This is a genomic window from Chromatiales bacterium (assembly GCA_014762505.1).
Taxonomy (GTDB): domain Bacteria; phylum Pseudomonadota; class Gammaproteobacteria; order SpSt-1174; family SpSt-1174; genus SpSt-1174.
Genome location: JABURS010000043.1, coordinates 277,362 through 297,542, shown reverse-complemented (window position 1 = coordinate 297,542; position 20,181 = coordinate 277,362). Strand labels below are relative to the sequence as shown.

The 20,181-nt window shown below is 65.7% G+C and carries 27 protein-coding genes; 22 read left to right on the top strand and 5 right to left on the bottom strand.

The window, feature by feature from the left end; translation table 11 throughout:
• The first annotated feature begins 35 nt into the window (after positions 1-35).
• On the top strand, positions 36-482 hold the full coding sequence (locus HUJ28_13180) for a DUF4426 domain-containing protein (GenBank protein MBD3620418.1): 447 nt from the start codon (positions 36-38) through the stop codon (positions 480-482).
• Between the two features lie 33 nt (positions 483-515).
• On the opposite strand, the gene HUJ28_13175 is transcribed toward HUJ28_13180, so the two are convergent.
• Entirely contained in the window at positions 516-1,214 is a 699-nt protein-coding gene (locus tag HUJ28_13175; GenBank protein MBD3620417.1) for a sulfite exporter TauE/SafE family protein, read from the bottom strand.
• A gap of 133 nt (positions 1,215-1,347) precedes the next feature.
• Between HUJ28_13175 and HUJ28_13170 the strand changes: the two genes are divergently transcribed.
• Positions 1,348-1,704 carry an HU family DNA-binding protein gene (locus HUJ28_13170; protein MBD3620416.1) on the top strand — a complete coding sequence of 119 codons (357 nt, stop codon included), beginning with the start codon at positions 1,348-1,350 and terminating at the stop codon, positions 1,702-1,704.
• A gap of 108 nt (positions 1,705-1,812) precedes the next feature.
• On the opposite strand, the gene HUJ28_13165 is transcribed toward HUJ28_13170, so the two are convergent.
• Positions 1,813-2,265, bottom strand: a complete 453-nt coding sequence (locus tag HUJ28_13165; GenBank protein MBD3620415.1) for a TerB family tellurite resistance protein — start codon at positions 2,263-2,265, stop codon at positions 1,813-1,815.
• A gap of 2 nt (positions 2,266-2,267) precedes the next feature.
• The gene (hspQ, locus tag HUJ28_13160; protein ID MBD3620414.1) at positions 2,268-2,597 is read right to left on the bottom strand and encodes a heat shock protein HspQ; all 330 of its coding nucleotides are present in this window, start codon (positions 2,595-2,597) and stop codon (positions 2,268-2,270) included.
• A 102-nt stretch (positions 2,598-2,699) separates the two neighbouring features.
• Between hspQ and HUJ28_13155 the strand changes: the two genes are divergently transcribed.
• The 16 genes from HUJ28_13155 (at position 2,700) to HUJ28_13080 (ending at position 14,671) form a co-directional block, all read left to right on the top strand.
• Complete coding sequence (locus tag HUJ28_13155) at positions 2,700-3,377, top strand: 7-cyano-7-deazaguanine synthase (GenBank protein ID MBD3620413.1); 678 nt, start codon at positions 2,700-2,702, stop codon at positions 3,375-3,377.
• A gap of 21 nt (positions 3,378-3,398) precedes the next feature.
• Positions 3,399-3,644, top strand: a complete 246-nt coding sequence (locus tag HUJ28_13150; GenBank protein ID MBD3620412.1) for a hypothetical protein — start codon at positions 3,399-3,401, stop codon at positions 3,642-3,644.
• On the top strand, positions 3,641-4,495 hold the full coding sequence (gene gspC, locus HUJ28_13145) for a type II secretion system protein GspC (GenBank protein ID MBD3620411.1): 855 nt from the start codon (positions 3,641-3,643) through the stop codon (positions 4,493-4,495). Before HUJ28_13150 ends, gspC begins: the two co-directional genes overlap by 4 nt.
• A gap of 49 nt (positions 4,496-4,544) precedes the next feature.
• Entirely contained in the window at positions 4,545-4,799 is a 255-nt protein-coding gene (locus HUJ28_13140) for a hypothetical protein (protein ID MBD3620410.1), read from the top strand.
• Between the two features lie 18 nt (positions 4,800-4,817).
• Entirely contained in the window at positions 4,818-6,530 is a 1,713-nt protein-coding gene (gene gspD, locus HUJ28_13135) for a type II secretion system secretin GspD (GenBank protein ID MBD3620409.1), read from the top strand.
• Between the two features lie 7 nt (positions 6,531-6,537).
• Entirely contained in the window at positions 6,538-8,040 is a 1,503-nt protein-coding gene (gene gspE, locus HUJ28_13130; GenBank protein MBD3620408.1) for a type II secretion system ATPase GspE, read from the top strand.
• A gap of 10 nt (positions 8,041-8,050) precedes the next feature.
• Entirely contained in the window at positions 8,051-9,268 is a 1,218-nt protein-coding gene (gene gspF, locus HUJ28_13125) for a type II secretion system inner membrane protein GspF (protein ID MBD3620407.1), read from the top strand.
• Positions 9,269-9,291: 23 nt separating this feature from the next.
• A complete protein-coding gene (gene gspG, locus HUJ28_13120) occupies positions 9,292-9,738 on the top strand; it encodes a type II secretion system major pseudopilin GspG (protein ID MBD3620406.1) in 447 nt (148 codons plus the stop codon).
• 17 nt (positions 9,739-9,755) lie between these two features.
• On the top strand, positions 9,756-10,244 hold the full coding sequence (gspH, locus tag HUJ28_13115) for a type II secretion system minor pseudopilin GspH (GenBank protein MBD3620405.1): 489 nt from the start codon (positions 9,756-9,758) through the stop codon (positions 10,242-10,244).
• Between the two features lie 4 nt (positions 10,245-10,248).
• Complete coding sequence (gspI, locus tag HUJ28_13110; protein ID MBD3620404.1) at positions 10,249-10,653, top strand: type II secretion system minor pseudopilin GspI; 405 nt, start codon at positions 10,249-10,251, stop codon at positions 10,651-10,653.
• Positions 10,654-10,667: 14 nt separating this feature from the next.
• Entirely contained in the window at positions 10,668-11,255 is a 588-nt protein-coding gene (gene gspJ / locus HUJ28_13105) for a type II secretion system minor pseudopilin GspJ (GenBank protein ID MBD3620403.1), read from the top strand.
• A complete protein-coding gene (gspK, locus tag HUJ28_13100; protein MBD3620402.1) occupies positions 11,252-12,178 on the top strand; it encodes a type II secretion system minor pseudopilin GspK in 927 nt (308 codons plus the stop codon). The genes gspJ and gspK overlap by 4 nt, the downstream gene beginning before the upstream one ends.
• A 4-nt stretch (positions 12,179-12,182) precedes the next feature.
• Positions 12,183-13,385, top strand: coding sequence for a hypothetical protein (locus HUJ28_13095; protein ID MBD3620401.1), 1,203 nt, complete (start codon positions 12,183-12,185; stop codon positions 13,383-13,385).
• The gene (locus tag HUJ28_13090) at positions 13,382-13,624 is read left to right on the top strand and encodes a type II secretion system protein M (GenBank protein MBD3620400.1); all 243 of its coding nucleotides are present in this window, start codon (positions 13,382-13,384) and stop codon (positions 13,622-13,624) included. The genes HUJ28_13095 and HUJ28_13090 overlap by 4 nt, the downstream gene beginning before the upstream one ends.
• Positions 13,593-14,192: a type II secretion system protein N gene (locus HUJ28_13085; protein ID MBD3620399.1), complete on the top strand. Its 600-nt coding sequence runs from the start codon at positions 13,593-13,595 to the stop codon at positions 14,190-14,192. Before HUJ28_13090 ends, HUJ28_13085 begins: the two co-directional genes overlap by 32 nt.
• 62 nt (positions 14,193-14,254) lie before the next feature.
• Complete coding sequence (locus HUJ28_13080) at positions 14,255-14,671, top strand: YkgJ family cysteine cluster protein (GenBank protein ID MBD3620398.1); 417 nt, start codon at positions 14,255-14,257, stop codon at positions 14,669-14,671.
• Positions 14,672-14,678: 7 nt separating this feature from the next.
• Here the strand turns inward: HUJ28_13080 and yrfG are convergent, their stop codons facing one another.
• Complete coding sequence (yrfG, locus tag HUJ28_13075; protein MBD3620397.1) at positions 14,679-15,404, bottom strand: GMP/IMP nucleotidase; 726 nt, start codon at positions 15,402-15,404, stop codon at positions 14,679-14,681.
• A 117-nt stretch (positions 15,405-15,521) separates the two neighbouring features.
• Between yrfG and HUJ28_13070 the strand changes: the two genes are divergently transcribed.
• The 4 genes from HUJ28_13070 (at position 15,522) to HUJ28_13055 (ending at position 19,524) form a co-directional block, all read left to right on the top strand.
• A complete protein-coding gene (locus tag HUJ28_13070) occupies positions 15,522-16,208 on the top strand; it encodes an alpha/beta hydrolase (GenBank protein ID MBD3620396.1) in 687 nt (228 codons plus the stop codon).
• Positions 16,209-16,242: 34 nt separating this feature from the next.
• Positions 16,243-16,800, top strand: coding sequence for an ADP compounds hydrolase NudE (gene nudE, locus HUJ28_13065; GenBank protein ID MBD3620395.1), 558 nt, complete (start codon positions 16,243-16,245; stop codon positions 16,798-16,800).
• Positions 16,797-17,612, top strand: a complete 816-nt coding sequence (gene cysQ / locus HUJ28_13060; GenBank protein MBD3620394.1) for a 3'(2'),5'-bisphosphate nucleotidase CysQ — start codon at positions 16,797-16,799, stop codon at positions 17,610-17,612. The genes nudE and cysQ overlap by 4 nt, the downstream gene beginning before the upstream one ends.
• 115 nt (positions 17,613-17,727) lie before the next feature.
• Positions 17,728-19,524: a GGDEF domain-containing protein gene (locus tag HUJ28_13055; protein ID MBD3620393.1), complete on the top strand. Its 1,797-nt coding sequence runs from the start codon at positions 17,728-17,730 to the stop codon at positions 19,522-19,524.
• Positions 19,525-19,586: 62 nt separating this feature from the next.
• Here the strand turns inward: HUJ28_13055 and HUJ28_13050 are convergent, their stop codons facing one another.
• Positions 19,587-20,120 carry a porin family protein gene (locus HUJ28_13050; protein ID MBD3620392.1) on the bottom strand — a complete coding sequence of 178 codons (534 nt, stop codon included), beginning with the start codon at positions 20,118-20,120 and terminating at the stop codon, positions 19,587-19,589.
• Positions 20,121-20,181 lie beyond the last annotated feature (61 nt).

The window sequence follows — 20,181 nt, the reverse complement described above, 5'->3', positions numbered from 1 at the left end:
TCCATACATAACAACAAGCAACGGAGGATCCGCCCATGACTCACGCCAGGCGCATCTCGGCTTTCGTCCTGTTCCTGCTCATCGCCCTCGTCCCGGCCGCCCAGGCCGAGAAGTTCCAGGAGATCGGTGACTTCGTCGTCCACTACAACGCCCTGGGCACCGACTTCCTCGCCCCGGAAACGGCGCGGGCCTACGACATCCAGCGCAGTGCCAACCGCGCCATGGTGACCTTCTCCGTGCTGAAGCGCACGGCCGGCGTGCCCAACCAGCCGGTCAAGGCCCAGATCAGCGTGCGCGCGGTGAATCTCAACCAGCAGGTCAAGCCGATGACCGTGCGCGAGATCGTCGACCAGGACTCCATCTACTACATCGCCGACTTCCGCATCGTGGACGGCGAGACGGTGGACTTCACGGTGGAGGTGGTGCCGGAGGGCGGGCCGCGAGGAACCCTGAGCTTCCGCCAGCAGTTCTTCGTCAACTGAGACAGTCCGGCCGCGGGATCACCCGCGGCCGGCTCAGGCCGGCAGCGAACCGGTCAACGCCAGTCCCAGGTAATACACCCCGAAGCCCATCACCAGCAGGCCGGCCACGACCCGCACCCGCGGGTTGCGCGTAAAGCGGGAGAGCTGGGCCGCGAACACGCCGATCAGCATCAGGTTGGGCAGGGTGCCCAGGCCGAAGCTCAGCATCACCAGCGCCCCCTCCAGCGGCCCGCCGGCCGCCAACGCGAGGATCAACGCGCTATAGACGAGCCCGCAGGGCAGCCAGCCCCAGACCAGGCCCATGGGCAGCGTCTGCCAGGGGGTACGCACGATCATCAGACGGCGCGCCAGCGGCTCGATGCGGCGCCACAGCAGACCACCCAGACGTTCGATCTGCGCCAGCCCCCGCCACCATCCTGCCAGATACAGCCCGAGCAGGAGCATGAAGATGCCCGCCAGCAGCAGCAGCACCATGGTCGCCGTGCGCAGGTCGACGAGATCCACCGCCAGACCGGCGACACCACCGACGATCAGGCCCGCCAGCATGTAGCTCGCGATACGGCCGAGATTGTAGCCGGCCAGGAACAGCAGCAAACGGCCACCGGGCCGCCGCTCCTGCTCCGGCAGGCCGAAGGTCATGGCGCCCACCACGCCGCCGCACATGCCCACGCAGTGCACGCCACCGAGCAGTCCCGAGGCAAAGGCCGTGAGACAGAGCGTCAGCAGGTCCATGCCGACACCCCGTCGAATTGAAGAAAACACTTATATACAAGCATATTATCACTCGCACCCACGCAGACAGCGTGCTATCTTTTCCCCGACCTTACCCGGCAAGTCGCCGTCAAACCATCCGAAGGAGTTGCCAATGGCTGCAAAGAAAAAGGCCGCTAAGAAAAAAACCGCAACCGCCAGCGCCGTTGCCAAGCCGCCGACCAAGTCCGAAATTCTAAACCATATCGCCGGCGAAACGGGCCTCACCCGCAAGGACGTGAGCGCCGTGTTCGATTCGCTGAACGGCATGATCGGCAAGAACCTGAAGGCCCGCGGTCCGGGTGCCTTCACCGTGCCGGGCCTCATGAAGATCAAGGTCATCAAGAAGCCGGCCACCAAGGCACGCAAGGGCATCAACCCCTTCACCGGCGAAGAGACCGTGTTCAAGGCCAAGCCGGCCCGCAAGGTCGTGAAGGTGCAGCCGCTCAAGGGGCTGAAAGACATGGTCTGAGGTCCGTCCTCGCCAGCAACGAAAAAGGGGCCCCAGGGCCCCTTTTTCGTTGCTGGCATGCCAATGGGGTCACCATCGGGTGGTTAACACAGGGTCAGCGGACCATGCTCACTCCCCGGCCTGGACACGGTGCTTGGTGCGAATGAAGTTGGCATGCGGGACGTACAGCAGATCCGCGATCTTGCGTATCTGATGCTCCTCGTACTTGTCCAACCGGTCGTCCGCGTAGGCCACGCGCCAAAGGTCCTCGATCATCCGCTCCTTCTCGCCGGCATCGCAGTGCTCGTTGAGCAGCCGCAGAAAAGGATGGATCGAATGCGTCTCGTCACTGTGCCGCAGGGCCAGCTCGACGAGCTCGTCGACCTCCCGCGCGGAGAACCCGAACTGGCGTCGCAGGATGCCGGCGACCACAGCCAGCTCCGCCGCCTCGACGGAAAAATCCGCCCGGCTCACCTCCAGCAACAGCATGGCCGACGCCATGTGCAGGGTATGGGCATCGTCGGCCCTGCCATCGGCCGCCCCCAGCTGTTCGGCGAAAAACTGCCTGATCGCACCCAGCATGGTCAGTTCGTACTCACGCGCAGATGGTAGACACCGGCTTCAAACCCGGTGAAAAAGGCCTCGACGAGGGGATGATTGACGGGCATGGCGCTGTCATCCGCCTCCAGGTTGCGCTCGGCGACATAGGTCGTCACCGGCTGGCCGTCGACCAGCACCCGGTACCAGGGACGGTCCCGGGGGGGACGGGTACCGGCCATCGCCTCGTACCATGCATCGCTTTCATCGAATACGGGATCGACATCGTAGACCACGCCGCGATAGCCGAACAGCCGGTGGCGCACGAGCTGGCCCGGGAAGAAGCCCGCCGAGAAATTGTGGATCGAATCATTCATCAACTGAGATACTCTGGGTGACGCGCAGGGCGGCGCCGCAGGTGCATTATCTTCGCACAAATCGTCCTGCCTGACAGACCGGCCGACATCACAGGATCCACCATGGAGGAAACCCGCCTGCACAGCCCATTTGACACAACCGGCCGCGAGGGTTCCGTGCTGCTGCTCAGCGGAGGCATCGAAAGCGCGACGCTGCTGCACCTGCTCCACCGCAAGGACCGCGTCCATCCGCTGTTCATCGATTACGGCCAGCGCGCCGCTGCACGCGAGCGGGAGGCGGCCCGGGCCCAGTGCGCCGCACTCGGTCTGTCCCTGCGCGAACTGGACATGGCCGCCGTGGGGGAGGGCTTTCGCGCCGGCCAGGAGCGACGGCTGCACGTGCCGCTGCCGCATCGCAACCTGGTGATCGCCAGCCTCGCCATCAGTTTTGCGGCACAGCAGCAGGCCACGGCCGTCGCCCTGGCCCTCAACCGCGAGGACACCGCCGCCTATGCCAGTGCCTCCAGCGCCTTTGTCGATCACCTGCGGGCGCTGGCACGGACACTGGATGCCATCGACATCACCACCCCGCTGCTCGATCGCAGCAAGAGCGAGATCATCGCGCTGGGCCTCGAGCTCGGCGTAGACTATGGTCACAGTTACAGCTGCCTGCTCGGATACCCACAGCAATGCGGCGCCTGTCCACAGTGCGACAAACGCCGTGCGGCCTTTGCCGAACTGGGGCTGCACGATCCGGCAGGCTTCAAAAAGCCCCGAGGCACCGACTATGATCAACCATAGCCACAGACGACAGACCAGACCATGAAACCCTATACGCCCGTGCCGGCCCACGTCGAGGAGCGCCTCGAAATCGCCATCCTCTGCGGCGAAAAACTCAAGCTGCAGTGGGCCGCGGAAGAAGGCAGCCAGGCCTTTCTCGGTACGCTCCAGCCGCGGGAGATCATCGAACGGGACCAGCGCCGCTATCTGCGGGCGCGTGACGAGAACGACACCGACCACCTGATCCGCCTGGACCTCATACGCAACCTGCCGACACCCGTGAAATGACGTCCACGCAATTCAGCAACTGGCTGCGCCACGAACCCTGGCTGTTCCGCCTGGCAGTGCTGGCCGTGCTGATCCTGCTGGCCAGGACCCTGTCCGGTTTGACCTGGCAACTCGTCACCCCCCACCCGCCGATCGAAGTCGTCATGCCGGCACCTACGCCGGCAGAGACCTCCCGTGTCCAGGCGCAGAACCCGGCCATCCCGCTGGCACTCAAGCACCTGTTCGGCACCGCCGAGGTCCTGGGCGACACGCCGGCCGACGCACCGGAGACCCGGCTCGACCTGAAGCTCGTCGGCGTCTTTGCCACCGGCGACGCCTCCGCCCTGGCGATCATCATCCCGGGCCAGCGGCAGGCGACCCTGTACGGCGTCGGCGATACCCTGCCGGGCAATGCCACACTGCGATCGGTCTATCCCGACCGCGTCATTCTCGAGCGTAACGGCCAGCTGGAAACCCTGAAACTGCCGCTGGAGACACTCGACAGCGCACTGGGTATCGGCGGCCCCAATGCGGCCGAAATGACACAGGACAATGTCGCGATCCAGTTACAGCGCTATCGTAACGACGCCTTGCGCAACCCGGCACGCCTGGCCGAGTCCATCGCCGCCGACCCGGTGATGGACGGCGACCGCATGATCGGCTATCGCCTGACACCGAGGCAGCCCTTGCCGCTGTTCGAGCAGGCGGGCCTCAGGCCGGGCGACGTGGTCACCGAGGTCAACGGCATCGCACTGAACAGGCCGGAGGCCGGTGTCACCGTGCTGCGCCAGCTGGCCACGGCCAGCGTGCTCAACGTGACGGTGCTGCGCGATGGATCGATACAAACCATACAGGCCAGTATCGGCAAGTAACCACCCAGGGGCGCAGATGCAGCCCCCGAACCGGAATGACAGACTCGATATGACCACATTGCGCTCGGTTGCCGGACTGCTGCTGTTGTGCTGTGTCGCGACGCTGCCCCTCGCCGCACAGGCGCAGGCCGAGGCCAGCCTCAACCTCAAGGACGCAGACATCCGCACCCTGGTGGACACGGTTTCGCGCGTCACCGGCCGCAACTTCGTCGTCGATCCGCGGGTCAAGGCCAACGTCACCGTCATCACCGCACGGCCGATGGAAAAGGAGGAGCTCTACCAGGTCTTCCTCTCCATCCTCTAGGTCCACGGCTACGCCGCCGTGCCGGTAGGGGAGGTCATCAAGATCGTGCCCGATGCCAATGCCCGCCAGGGGCCGGTCCCCACGGTCAGCGAGGCCAGTCCCGGCACCGGCGACGAACTCGTCACGCGTGTGCTGCAGATCCGGCATGTACCCGCCGCACAGCTCGTACCCATCCTGCGCCCGCTGGTCCCCCAGCAGGGCCACCTGGCCGCCTACCCCGCGACCAACGTCCTGGTAATCTCGGATCGTGCCGCCAACATCGACCGCCTGGTCGAGATCGTGCGCCGTATCGATCGCTCCGAGAGCGAGGAGATCGAGGTAATACAGCTGCGACATGCCTCGGCCGGCGAGATCGTGCGCATCGTGAATTCCCTGAGCCAGAGCGAGCAGCCTGGCCAGGGTGCACCCGGCAAACCGATCCTGGCCGCCGACGACCGTACCAACTCCATCCTGCTGTCCGGCGACCGCCCGGCGCGCCTGCGCATCCGGGGACTGATCGCCCACCTCGACACCCCGCTCGAGGCCTATGGCGGCACCCAGGTCATCTTCCTCAAGTATGCCAAGGCAGAGGAGCTGGTCGCGGTACTGCAGGGCACGGCCAAGTCCCAGCAGCAACAGGGGCAGCAGGCCAAGCCGCCGGCTTCCAGCCAGGAGATCGACATCCAGGCCGACCAGACCAACAACGCACTGATCATTACCGCCCCCGCCGACATGCAGCGCAACATCGCCTCGGTGGTGCGCCAGCTCGACATTCCGCGTGCCCAGGTGCTGGTCGAGGCGGTCATTGCCGAGGTCTCTACCGATTTGTCGCGCGATCTCGGCGTGGCCTGGGCGGTGGACGGCACGGAGCGCGGCGACGATAGCGGTCCGGTTGCCGTGAGCAACGTCGGCGGTCTTGCCGAGACGGCCCTGAGTGTGGCGCGCGGCACCGCCACCCCGCCGGTGGGCCTGTTGCTCGGCGTCGGCGATCTGCGCGACGGGCGCACCAACTGGGCAATGGTGCTGCGCGCCCTGGCCGGCGATGCCGCCACCAACATCCTCTCCACGCCAACGCTGGTGACCACCGACAACGAGGAGGCCGAGATCGTGGTCGGGCAGAACGTGCCCTTCGTCACCGGCAGCTACACCACCACCGGCACCACCGGCTCCGTCACCAACCCCTTCCAGACCATCCAGCGCCAGGATGTGGGGCTGAGTCTGCGCGTCACGCCCCAGGTCAATGAGGGCAACCGGATCAAGCTCGCCATCGAACAGGAGGTCTCCAGCATCGCCAGTTCTGCGGCCTCGGCCGCCGACCTGATCACCAACAAGCGGGCCCTGCGCACCACCGTTACCGTCGAGGACGGACAGATCCTCGTCCTCGGCGGGCTGATCGAGGACAGCTTCCGCGACCGGCAGGAAAAGGTGCCGCTGCTCGGCGATATCCCGCTGCTCGGGCGGCTGTTCCGCTACGACAGCACCCAGAAGATCAAGCAGAACCTGATGGTCTTCATTCATCCCGCGATCATCAAGGACTCGGTAGAGGCGGGTGAATACACCAACCGCAAGTACGACTACCTGCGCGCCCGCCAGCTCGAGGCGGGGATTGGCGAGCGCGGCCTGATCCGCGACTCCCGGGCGGTATTCCCCGACCTGGAGGAACTGGTGACCCAGCTGCCGCCGCCCGAGGTACTGCGCCCGAAGGAAACCGGACTCGAGGACATTCTGACCACGCCACGCATCGAGCCCTGAACACGACATGAGCGCAGCCGCCGACACTTCAAGCGGGACATCTCAACGCCCGCCCTATGGCTTCGCCAGGCGTCATGGCCTGCTGGTGGAGCGGGCAGCCGATGGCGCGTTCATCATTTATCATCGCGACCGGCCGAAACCACGCCTGATCGCGGAGCTGCGCCGCTTCCTCGGCCAGCCGATAGAGCTCCGCCCCATCGATGCCGCGCAATTCGACACCCGCCTGGCGGAGCTCTATCAGCTGGCCGATGACGGTGCGCAGGCCATGATGAGCGACCTGGGTGAGGAGCTCGACCTGAACAGCGTCGCGGCCTCCCTGCCGGAACCGGAGGACCTGCTCGAATCCGAGGATGACGCCCCCATCATTCGCCTCATCAACGCCATCCTCACCCAGGCCGTCAAGGAAAATGCCTCGGACATCCATATCGAGAGTTTCGAGGACCGTCTGGTGGTGCGCCTGCGCGTCGATGGCGTGCTGCATGAGATCCTCGAACCACCGCGCGCCCTCGGTCCGCTGATCACCTCGCGTATCAAGGTCATGGCGCGGCTCGACATCGCCGAAAAACGTCTGCCACAGGACGGGCGCATCTCGCTCAAGGTCGCCGGGCATCCAATCGATGTGCGCGTCTCCACCCTGCCGTCGGGGTACGGAGAACGCATCGTGCTGCGCCTGCTCGACAAGCAGGCCGGCCGGCTCGAACTCGGTCGCCTGGGCATGGACCCGCAAACCCATGAACGCCTCAGGGAGCTCATCGCCAAACCCCACGGGATACTGCTCGTCACCGGCCCCACCGGCTCCGGCAAGACCACCACGCTGTACGCAGCACTGGCTCACCTGAACGACAGCAGCCGCAATATCCTGACGGTGGAAGACCCCATCGAGTACTTCATCGACGGCATCGGCCAGACCCAGGTCAACAGCAAGGTCGATATGAGCTTTGCCCGGGGGCTGCGCGCCATCCTGCGCCAGGACCCGGACGTGGTCATGGTTGGCGAGATCCGTGACATCGAAACCGTACACATCGCCATCCAGGCGAGCCTCACCGGCCACCTGGTGTTTTCCACCCTGCATACCAACACGGCCGTGGGCGCGATCACCCGACTGCGGGACATGGGCGTGGAGCCCTATCTGCTCGCCTCCACACTGCTCGGCATGCTTGCCCAACGGCTCGTTCGCACCCTCTGCAGGCAGTGTCGCCAACCCTACCCGGCGGACACCACGGAATGCGGGCTGCTCAAGGCGGACCCGCAGGACCCGCCGACCCTTTACCGTGCCGTCGGCTGCCCGGAGTGCAATCACACCGGTTACAGCGGCCGCACCGGCATCTACGAGCTGGTCCCCGTCGACTCGACATTACGCCGCCTGATTCACGACGGCGCGGCCGAACATGCGCTGGAACGGCATGCCCGCGACATCGCCCCCAGCATCCGGCAGGACGGCCTGCGCCGCGTACTGGCCGGTGACACCACGCTGGAAGAAGTGCTGCGCGTGACACGCGAAGACGAGTAGGACGCCACCCATGCCCGCCTTCGCATACACCGCACTCAAACCCACCGGCCGCAAGGAACGCGGCGTGATGGAGGGGGACAATGCCCACCAGGTGCGCCAGCTGCTGCGCGAAGGCGGGCTCACGCCGCTGGATGTCAGCCCGGTGGAACGGCGCGAGCAGCCTGCGGGGATCGGCGGGCACCTGTGGCGCAAGAAGATGACGGCCGCCGACCTGGCGCTGTTCACCCGACAGCTCGCGACGCTGCTGCATGCCGGCTCGCCTCTCGAGGAGGCGCTGGCCACCATCTCGCGACAGACGCATCGGCGCAGCGTGAAAGGCATCATCCTGGCCGTGCGGGCCCGCGTGGTGGAAGGCCACCCACTGGCGAGCGGGCTGGCCGATTACCCGCAGGCCTTTCCCGAGCTCTATCGCGCCACGGTCGCCGCCGGCGAGGAGTCGGGCTATCTCGATGCGGTACTCGAACGCCTGGCCGACTACACCGAATCACGCCAGAGCATGCATCAGCGGCTGGTACAGGCCATGCTCTATCCAGCCCTGCTCAGCATCATGGCGCTCGCGGTCCTCGCCGGCCTGCTCGGTTTCGTGGTGCCCAAGGTGGTCGAGGTCTTCGACAACCTGGGACAGGAACTCCCGCTGCTCACCCGCGCACTGCTCGCCAGCAGCGACATTGCCCGCGACTGGGGGATTGTGCTGCTGATCGCCGCCGCCCTGCTGATTGCAGGCTTCTTCCGGCTGATGAGGCGCCCGGCCTTCCGTCACCGCGTCCATGCACTGCAGCTGCGCCTGCCGCTGTTCGGCGCACTGGTACGCGGTCTCAATGCCGCCCGTTTTGCGCGCACCCTGAGCATCCTCGCCGCCAGTGGCGTACCGATCCTGCAGGCGCTGCAGATCTCGGCCCAGGTAATCAGCAACCTGCCGATGCGCACTGCGGTCGAGCAGGTTGCCGTCAGGGTGCGGGAAGGCACGGCCATTCACCGCGCCCTCGAGGACGCGGGGCACTTCCCGCCCATGACCATTCATCTCATCGCCAGCGGTGAAAGCAGTGGCGAACTGGACAACATGCTGGAGCGCGCTGCCACCCAGCAGGAACGCGAGACCGACGCCACGATCGCCATGGCACTCGGCGTATTCGAGCCGCTGCTGATCATCGCCATGGGCGGTGTGGTGCTATTGATCGTACTGGCCATTCTGCTGCCCATCTTCGAAAGCCAGCAGATGTTCGGCTAATGCAACCAGAAGGAACATCCGTCATGCAACAGACTCATGCAATCTCACCGTCGTGCGGCAGGCACCAGCACGGCTTCACGCTCATCGAGGTGATCGTGGTGGTGGTGATCCTCGCCATCCTCGCCGCGGCCATCATCCCCAACGTGGTAGACGAGCCGGAGAGGGCCGCCATCACGCGTGCCAAGACCGACATCCGCACGCTGGAAAGCGCCCTGGAGATCTACCGTGCCAACAACTTCCACTACCCCAGCACCGACCAGGGGCTGCAGGCCCTGATCGAAAAGCCCACCGGCATGCCCGAACCGCGCAACTGGAAGACGGGGGGGTACATCAAGCGTCTGCCCAACGATCCCTGGGGCAATCCCTACCTCTATCTCAATCCGGGGCAGCGCGGCGAGATCGACATCTATTCTCTGGGGCCCGACCAGCAGCCCAGCGACGACGATATCGGCAACTGGAATCTCGAATAGGCAGCCATCAGCAGGCCATGTTTCACGCGCGCGGTTTTACCCTGATCGAAATACTGGTGGTCACCGTCATCATGGCGATCATCATCGGCAGCGTTTCGCTGACCCTGTTCGACTCCGCCGGCGAAAAACTCGAACAGGAAGGCCACCGCCTGAAGGCCGTCATCACCTACGCCCAGCAGGATGCCATGCTCTACAATCGCCAGCTGGCACTCAGCTTCGACCCGTCCGGATATCAGTTTCAGCTGCTGGATCGCGACCGGGCCTGGGTGCCCTATACCGGCGACCGCCTGCTGATGCCGCACCGCTATGCCGATCCGGTACGGGCAGAGGTCTATCTGGACGGCATCCGCATCGCGTTCAGTGGCAGCCGGGTTGACCAGCCCCAGGTCTTCATCCTGTCCTCCGGAGAGATGCAACCCTTTACCGTCGAGTTCTTCACCGACGACCGACAGATCAGTCTGAGCGGCGACGCCCTGGGGCATCTGTCCCTGACACGGGAGCCGTAGCCCGATGCGCCGGCCCGCTGGTTTCACCCTGATCGAACTGCTGGTCGCACTGGCGGTGGTGGCCGTGGCACTGGCGGCCGTACAACGCACCACGCTGCAGGCGGTAAGCAATACCGATGCCATGCAGATCGCCAGCTTCGCGCACTGGATCGCCCGTGACCACCTCACCGGACTGCGCATACACCAGGAGTGGCCACGCCCCGGGGAGCAACGCGGCACGCTGCAGCTCGCCGGGCGCGACTGGTACTGGGAGCGCAATGTGCACAGTACCGAGGATGCACGCCTGCGCCGCATCGAGATCACGGTGCGCCTGGAAGCGGACCCGCGCGATACCGTGCGCACCCGTCTCGAGACCTATCTGCTGCAGCCGCAACCCACCACCCCTGCCGCCGCAGGCAATCGCCGATGACCGGGGGGCGGCACATGCAGGGATTCACCCTGCTGGAGCTTCTGGTCTCGGTTGCGATCTTTGCGATCATGGCCGGGATCATCCAGGTGGGCCTGGTGGCCATACTCGACACCCGGGCCGAGGTCGACGCCATGAGCGAGGACCTCATGCTGCTGCAGCGCGACATGCTGATGCTCGAGCGCGACCTCGCCCATGCGGTGGCACGCCCTTCCCGGGACAGCCTTGGCGACACGCAGCCGGCCTGGTTCGGCGGACCCGGTACGGGCACGCTCTTCACCTTTACACGAAGCGGCTGGCCCAACCCCGCCGCCACCCCCCGCAGCGAACTGCTGCGCCTGAGCTATGTGCTGGACGGCGACCGGCTGTTGCGCCTGAGCTGGGTGCATGTCGACGGCGCGCAGGCGGATACGGCGTCCACCGCCGTGATGCTGGAAGGCACAAGGGAGACGGACGTCCGCTTCCTGACGACCGACGGGCAATGGGTCAGCGACTGGCCGCCAGCGGATGCAGTCGACCCGAACGCCCTGCCGCGCGCCGTGCAGCTGAACATCGACCATCCGCGCTGGGGCCCGATACAGCGACTGCTGCAGGTGGGAACATGATGCAGGGTCACGCACCTCGACAGCAGGGTGTCGCACTCATCACGGCCATGGCCGTGGTGGCCGTAGCCGTTTCCGCCGCGGCCTTTCTCGCCTTCGACCAGCAACTCGGTATTCGCCAGAGCCACAACCTGCTGGCACACGACCAGGCGATGGAATACGTGCACGCCGCCGAGGGTCTGGCGCTGATTGCGCTCATGGAGGATGACCCCGGGGTCGATTCGCCAGACGAGGCCTGGGCACAGCCCGCCAGCCTGGCCCTCTCCGACCAGGCCATGATTGCCGGCCAGATCATCGACCTGCAGGGACGCTTCAATCTCAACAGCCTGCTCACCGCCGACGGCAAGCTCGACGGCGTCGCGCTCGCCCGTCTGGAGCGGTTGCTGGCGACGCTGGAGCTGTCCCCGGAACTGGCTGCGGCCATCGTCGACTGGATCGATGCCGACCGCGAACCCCAGGGCACGTACGGTGCGGAGGACGACAGCTATACCCGCCTAGACCCGTCCTACCTGCCGCCCAATGCACGCATGCTGAGCACGACGGAATTGCGGCTGGTGGCAGGCATCGACGAGGAGGGCTATCAGCGCCTCGCGTCACAGGTCACCGCCCTGCCCGACGCCACGCCCATCAATATCAACACGGCCTCGCCCGAGCTGCTTGCCGCCATCGGCATCCCTGAAGACGCGATCACCTCGGTCCTCGAGGCCAGGGCCGCGACACCCTTTGCCTCGGTCGACGCCCTCTTCGCCCTGCCGGCAGTCAAGGGTTCGGGCATCGAGCGCACCGGCCTGAGCGTCAGCTCGCGCCATTTCGCCCTGTACAGCCAGGTGCGTTTCGCCAGCGCCGAACTATCGTTGTCCAGCCTGATACGACGCGAGGAAAGCGGTACACTGAAAATCCTGCATCGTCGCCAGGAGCTCTTCTGACGCCATGGATACCGTGATCGCCCGTCAGCATCCGCATGATCCTGACCTGCTGCAATGGCGTGTCGATCCGTCCAGCGGCGAGCCGCGCTTCGGCGAGGGCCGCTTCGCCGAACTGGCGCGTACCTGCGAGGATGCACGGCTGCTCTGGCTGGTTCCGTCGGAGGACGTCCTGCTCACCGAGGTGACCATCCCCAACCGCCGGGAACTGAACCGCGCGACACCCTACGTACTGGAGGACGAGCTCGCCGAGGACGTCGAGAACCTGCACTTCGCCTTCGGCAAGGCGGAGGACAACGACCCGGTACCCGTCGCCGTGGTTTCCCGGGAACGCCTGCAGGCCTGGCTCACCAGTCTCGAGAGCAACGGCCTCTACCCCCATGCATTGGTGCCGGATGTCCTTGCACTGCCCTTGACCGAGGGGCACGTCAGCCTGCTGCTCGAGGGCCGGCGCGGGCTGCTGCGCACCGGGCCCGCCTGCGGCCTCGTCGCCGACGACAGGGCGTTCGAGCCCCTGCTGCTGACGGCACTGGAGGCGGCCAGCACCACCCCGGCGGGCCTCGACGTCTGGCGCTGTGGCGAGACCCGGACCCCCATTCCCCGGCCAGCCGGCACCCCGGTGAAAGAGCAGCCCTGCACGGGCAATCCGCTGACGCTGATCCCCGCCGCATGGGGACGTTATCCACCGCTCAACCTGCTGCAGGGCGCCTTCCGCTCCAGGCGTCTGGCACGTCGTCACGCCCCCTGGTGGATTGCTGCCGCACTGGCTGCCGGCTGGCTGTTGCTGACCTTTGCCCAGGACCTCCTGCAGTACAGCGAACTCAGGCATCTCAGAGCCGAGTACCAGGGCGCCATGCGCACGCTCTACCTGGACACCTTCCCGGATGCCAGCCGGGTGCCGGACCCCCGGCTGCTGATGGAGCAGCGCCTCGAAACCTTCCGGGCCAGCATGCGTGGGGGCACGGGCACCTCCTTCCTGACCATGCTGGATACCGCCGGAGGGGCGATCACGGATCTGGACGAGGTGCGCATCAACCTGATCACCTTCCGCAACGGCCGGCTTGAGCTCGAACTCGAGACGGGCGACGCGGGCACACTGGAACAGATCAAGCAGTCCATTCAGGCCAATGGCCTGAATGCCAGCCTGCAGTCCGTGGACACCCAGGGCAGCCGCGTCGTCGGCCGGCTCAACGTGGAGCAGACACGATGAGGACATGGATCGACCAGCTCAGCCCGCGGGACCGACGCATACTGATCGCGGGCGCTGCCGTCGCCCTGCCCCTGCTCTTCTATGTGCTGGCATGGGCGCCGCTACAGCGCCAGATCACGCAGTTGGAGACCAGCGTCGCCGCCCAGCGCGCGAGCTTCTCCTGGATGCAGTCCGCTGCCGTGGAAGTGGCGCGCCTGCGCGCCCGCAATGCAAACCTGGCGCCGCGGCCCGTTGGGTGACGTCAGATGGCAACTGGATATCCTGCCCCTGCTCATCGGGCGGCTGGGTGCGAACATGCAGTTCGACGGCCCGCTGGGGAAGGCTCGAGCGCATGTCTGGGTCAACGAGTCCGAACTGGACATCAGCGAGCTCGACCTCACGCTGGACGTACTGGCCATCACCTCGCGACCGCCCGGCCTCGCTCCCACCCGCGGCCAGCTCACCGGGCGCATCGACCATGCGCATGCCGATGCCACCGGCATCACGTTGGTCGAGGGGCAGCTCAGACTGCAACAGGCAGCCCTCACCTTCCCCGGCGAGCTGGAACTTGGCGATTTCACTGTCGACTTCACCACCACCGGCAAGATCGTGACCGGGACCATCACCAGCAGCGAAGAACCACTGAGTGCACGCGGCCAGTTCCGGCTCACCCAGGGCAGCCGCTACCAGCTCAATGTGACGCTGCGTCCGCACCCGGATGCCGACCCGGCACTGGTCAATGCCCTGAGGCTGGCCGGACGGCCGGCCACCGATGGCAGCATCACGCTGGTGCAACGCGGGGAACTGCAGCGCTGGATCGGCAACTAGGCCACGCGGACAGGCGCAGAACGGCGCACTGGCGTATCATGCCCCATCCACTCACAGGCAAGATGGCTGACGGCATGGCCAAGAAGAAACTCGCGGACATCAAGGTGAAGATCACGCCGGAGAACAAGTGCGGTTTTTGCACCAACTCCAAGTGCTGTACCTACATCACCCAGGAAATCGACACCCCGAAGAGCAAGTACGACTTCGAACACCTGCTATGGCAGGTCTCGCACGAGAATATCGCGGCCTACAAGGACGAGGACGGCTGGTATCTGCTGGTGGAGGCGCGCTGCACCCACCTCCTGCCGGATGGCGGCTGCGGCATCTACGAGAACCGCCCCGAGATCTGCCGCGAGCATTCCAACGACTACTGCGAGTTCGATGCCCCCGCCGAGGACGGCTTCGAGCTCTACTTCCCCGACTACGCCTCGCTGCTGAAGTACTGCAAGAAACGCTTCAAGAAGTGGGAGCGCGGCTGAGTCGGGGTCAGCCGCCGCGCCCTGTCGCGGCGGCCTCGATCGCGGGGATCATCGCTCCAACACCCTCCACCGCCGGATAGTCGGCCGTATCCTTCGGCACCCCCTTCGTGTCCGGCTGGCGCACGGCCAGCAGATAGCCCACCCCGTAGTCACGGGCCGCCGCCAGCACACTGAGATTGTCATCCACCATGAGGGTGGTGGCAGGGTCGTAGGGCTCGACGGTGTTGAGCCTGGCCCAGAACCCCGGCTGCTCCTTGGCCAGCCCAAGGGCATGGGAGGTGATCACCCGGTCGAAGTGCCCCTCGATGCCCGTGTAGTCGAGCTTGAGCGAGACACTGGCGCCATGGGCATTGGTGAGCAGCACCACGCGCTTGCCCGCCCGGCGCAGGGTGTCGAGAAATTCCGGCACGTGGCTGTGCACGTCGATGAGATGGGCCACCTCGTGCTTGAGGGCCACGATGTCCAGGCCCAGCTCCCGGCTCCAGTGGTCCAGGCAGTACCAGGACAGGGTGCCTTCCGCCGCCTTCAGCTGCGGATACAGGCGGCCCTTGGCCTCGGTCACGCTGATGCCGTGTTCCTCGGCATAGCGCAGCGGCAGGTGCTCCAGCCAGAAGTGGTTGTCGAAGTGCAGGTCGAGCAGCGTCCCGTCCATGTCGAGAAACACGGTGCGGATGCGCGCCCAGTCGGGGGCCGGCAGCCCGGCCGGTGACGGGTGTATGGTTCCGGTATCCATGCGCGCAGTGTACACGAGCCCCGGCAGCCCGTGGCCGGATTGGCTATAACAGACGGGGAACTCCGGAAGGATTCGCGACTCCCTCTAGTACGTCAGCCGCAAACGACGAGGTGTCCCATGCCCGCCCGATTCCTGCCCCTGCTCGCCAGTCTCAGCCTGCTTCCCGCCACCCTGCTGGCCACCGACCCCGACGAGGCCTGGCTGGAAGACGACAGCGAGTTCCGCGCCCTGGAGGTGAACGAGGGCGAACTCCGGTTCATCGACAGGCCCGCGGGCAAGCCGGTGCACCATCACCACAACACCATCGAACTCTCCGCCAGCAGCCTGGAGGACGGCTGGGTGGGACTGTTGCAGTGCCACGAGAACCTCGACGCCGTCCGCCGCGCCCAGGTCGTGTACAATGAGGACCGCAGCCGCGGACTCGAGGTCACCGAGGTCGAGAACATCGGCCGGGCCTGGGTAGATGGCGCCAGCGTACAGCTCGAGGACGTCGGCCCGGATGCGCGGCTGTGCGTGCGGGCCGAGACGCGCGCCCTGGTCGCCAACGGGGATGGCAGCTACACCCTGCGCAACGGGCCGTTCATGCGCCGTTTCCTCGACGGCTACTACCCGATGCGGGTATCGATGGACATCCGCCTCCCCGAACGGCAGCTGCGCTTTGCCGGGATACAGCCCCCACGCCAGGAGGGCTTTGACGTGACATCCAGTACGCAGGGGGTCGAGATCAATGCCTGGTTCGAAGGAAGACTGCAGACCGAGGTCCGTTTCGACAGCTGCAAGCGTGCCGGACCATCCACCTGCTGAGCGCCCGCCGGTGGCGCCCGAGGGCTGACGCCACATGGCCGAGAAGAAAAAACCCCGTATCCTGGATCAGCGCATCGTCGCCGAGAGCCGCCTGTTCAGCATCGAGCAGATCGATCTCGAGTTCGCCAACGGCAACCGCGCGCAATACGAGCGGCTGCGCAGTTCCGGCTTCGGTGCCGTACTCATCGTCCCACTGCTCGATCCGTACACCGTGCTGCTCATCCGCGAATACGCCGGCGGTACCGACCGCTATGAACTGGCCCTGCCCAAGGGGCGTATCGAGCGGGACGAAGACATCCTCGAGGCCGCCAACCGCGAGATCATGGAGGAGGTCGGCTATGGCGCCCGCCGGCTCGAGATCCTCAGCCACCTGAGCCTCGCCCCGGGCTATCTCGGCCACACCACCCACATCGTGCTGGCCACCGAACTCTACGAGAAGCGCCTGCCGGGCGACGAGCCCGAGGAGATCGAGGTGGTGCCCTGGCGGCTGGACCGGCTCGACGAACTGGTGGCCCGCGAGGACTTCACCGAGGCCCGCAGCCTCGCCGCCCTCTATCTCACCCGCGACCGCCTCGCCCGCGAACCCGCATGAGGCCTGACGCCGAGACCCTGGACGGGCTGCTGCGTCAGGCCCTGGCCCTGGCCCGCGAGGCGGGCGTCGAGATCCTGCGCGTCTACCGCGAGGGCTTCGACGTGCAGGAAAAGGCCGACCGCAGCCCGCTGACCACCGCCGACCTGGCGGCCCATCGCTGCATCGTCGGCGGCCTGAGCACCCTGCAGCCGCACTACCCCGTGCTGTCGGAGGAATCCGAGGCCATCCCCGTCAGCGAGCGCGCCAGCTGGGAGACCTACTGGCTCATCGACCCGCGGGACGGCACGCGCGAATTCATCAAGCGCAACGACGAGTTCACGGTCAACATCGCCCTGGTGCACGACCACCGGCCGATCCTCGGCATCGTGCATGCACCGGCGCTGGGTACCAGTTATTACGCCATCGAGGGCGGAACCGCCTATCGCCAGGACGAGGCCGATCCGCCACGCCCCATCCACGTCCGCCGGCTGGGCAGCCGCCGTCCCGTCGTGGCAGGCGCCCGGTCGCATGCCGGCTCGCGCCTCGGCCGCTTCCTCGAGAACGTCGGTCCCCACAAGCACATCAGCATGGGCAGCGCACTCAAGTCCTGCCTGGTGGCCGAGGGCACGGCCGACCTCTACGTGCGCCTGGGCCCCACCTCCGAGTGGGACACGGCCGCCGCCCAGTGCGTGGTCGAGGCGGCCGGCGGCCAGGTCACCGATACCGCCTTGAATCCCCTGCGTTACAACACGAGCGACAGCCTGCTCAACCCCGAATTCTTCGTCTTCGGCGCCGACAGCCGCGACTGGTCGGCCTGCCTGCCGACCGACTAGTCCCAGCCAGCGCTGACCACGCCCTGACGACAGAGTCATCCACCGTCATCCCGCTGTCACAGTGGTTTCGTATCGTTCACGCCCTGTGCATCCATCCTCATGCCGGGCCGACTGCATGCCTTCAACCTCCCAGGCCGAACTCAATCGCATCCTCGATGCCCGCGCCCTCAGCGCCCTGTTCCAGCCCATCGTGGACTTCCAGGAACGCTGCATGCTGGGTTATGAGGCCTTGATCCGCGGTCCGTCCGACAGCAGCCTGCATGCCCCGATCAATCTGTTCGAAGCAGCCAACCGCTACAACCGGCTCGCCGATGTGGAGCTGCTGGCACGCGAGATCTCCGCCCTGCAGTTCGCCCACCTGGATCTGGCCGGCAAGCTCTTTCTCAACGTCAGCCCAACCAGCCTGCTGGAACGCGACTACCCCTCCAACCAGACGCCGCTCATCCTGGAGCAGGCGGGCATCAGCCCGCGCTCGGTCGTCATCGAGATCTCGGAGCAATACCCGCTGGATGATTACGACCTGATCCGTGACACCGTGCGCCATTACCGGGCCATGGGATTCGAGATCGCCATCGACGACCTGGGTGCGGGCTACGCGGGCCTGCGCAGCTGGTCGGAGCTGCGCCCGGACTACGTGAAGATCGACCGGCACTTCATCGCGGGCATCGATGAAGACGTCGTCAAGCAGGAGTTCGTCCGCTCGATCATCGACATCGCCGCCGGCCTGGGCTGCCGCGTGATTGGCGAGGGCATCGAGACGCCCGCCGAATACCAGACCGTGTTCAACATGGGTATCCGCCTGGGGCAGGGCTATTACTTCGGCCGACCACAGGCCATGCCGCCGGAGCTGCTGGATGAGGCCCTGCTGCAATGCCGCAACTGCAGCGGCAACCAGCGTATGCCCCGGCTGTCAGAGACCATCGAAAGTCTGGCCGTGCGCGTGCCATCGGTAGATGCTGGCACACGCGTCAACCAGGTGGCGGAGATGTTCCAGATGGTACAGGGGCTGCAGTCGCTGCCGGTACTACGTCAGCAACGCCCGGTGGGCATCATGCACCGTGACACCATGCTGGAGCTCTTCGCCAGCCGCTATGGCCGCGAACTGCATGGCAAGAAGCCCATCGAACAATTCATGGACTCCAGACCCATGATCGTACCCCATGACTCCCCGGTGGAAACCGTCAGCCAGAAGCTCACCGAGAACCCCCAGCTGGACATGCGCCATGACTTCATCATCAGCAAGCAGGGGAAGTACCTCGGCATGGGTCATGTACGCGATCTGCTGCGCAAGATCACCGACCTGCAGATACGTAACGCCCGCCACTCCAACCCGCTCACGCAACTGCCCGGCAACGTGCCGATCTACGAGACCATCGATCGCCTGCTGCAGGAAGGCAGCACCTTCCATATTGCCTATTTCGATCTCGATAATTTCAAGCCCTATAACGACACCTACGGCTACAGCAAGGGCGATCAGGTCATCAAGCGGCTGGCACAGATCCTGGAAGCCGAGCTCGACCCACGCAATGACTTCATTGGCCATGTCGGTGGCGATGACTTCGTCGCCATCCTGCGCAGCACAGACTGGCAGGCCCGCTGCCAGCGCATACTGGATGCCTTTGCCGATGCCACGATGGATTTCTACGAGCCGGCCGACATCGCCCGCGGTGGCATCGAGGCCAGCGACAGGCAGGGACAGCCTACCTTCTTCCCATTATTGAGTGTGTCAGTGGGCGTGGCGAATCCGGATACCCGACGCTGCGCCTCCCATCACGAGGTGGCCACACTGGCCACCGATGCCAAGCACATGGCCAAGTCGATGGAAGGCAATGCGCTGTTCGTCTCCCGGCGGCAGCACCTGACCCCGGCAAATGAGGCCGTCGATACGGCACGCGCCGTCGGCGAGGCATGAACAAGGCATAAAAAAGGCCGGGCAGAAACCCGGCCTTTTTCATATGACCAGTCAGAACCCGATCAGAAGTTGAACTGCACCCCGGCCGAGAGCTGTCCGAGATCCGACTCCACGTGGGTGTATTCGACCAGCCCTCGCAGATCGCTACGCAGCGGGATGCTGAGACCGACACCGTACATCAGCTCCAGGTCGCTGTCGGAGGCGGAACCACCCGGGCCATCGGCCTCGGCATCCAGGTAACCCATGCCGAGCTTGCCGCGCAGCTTGAAGTCGCCGTTGAGCGGCACGTTGTACACGCCAAAGCCGGCCAGGTACCAGTAGGAGATCTCGACCGTGCCGCCCACCACATCGCGCTCGGGGTCGACCAGGCTCATGCCGAGCTCGGCCTCGAAGGCCAGGTTGGGAACCAGCTGATCCGCCGGCAGACCCAGCGTGCCGGCAACCATCAGCCCCTCGTCGAAACCGTCCACGTCGGCAATGCCCAGCTGGGCGCCGAAATAGGGACTGGCGGATGCGTAGCTGCCATCGGCGGCCAGCGCGGGTCCGCCGGCAGTCAGGGCCGCCATCATGCCCAGTGCCATCAGCGTCTTTTTCATCTTGAACTCCTTGTCAGTGGTGGACGAAACGGCGGGGAGTATACCGCCCCGGCATGCCGGG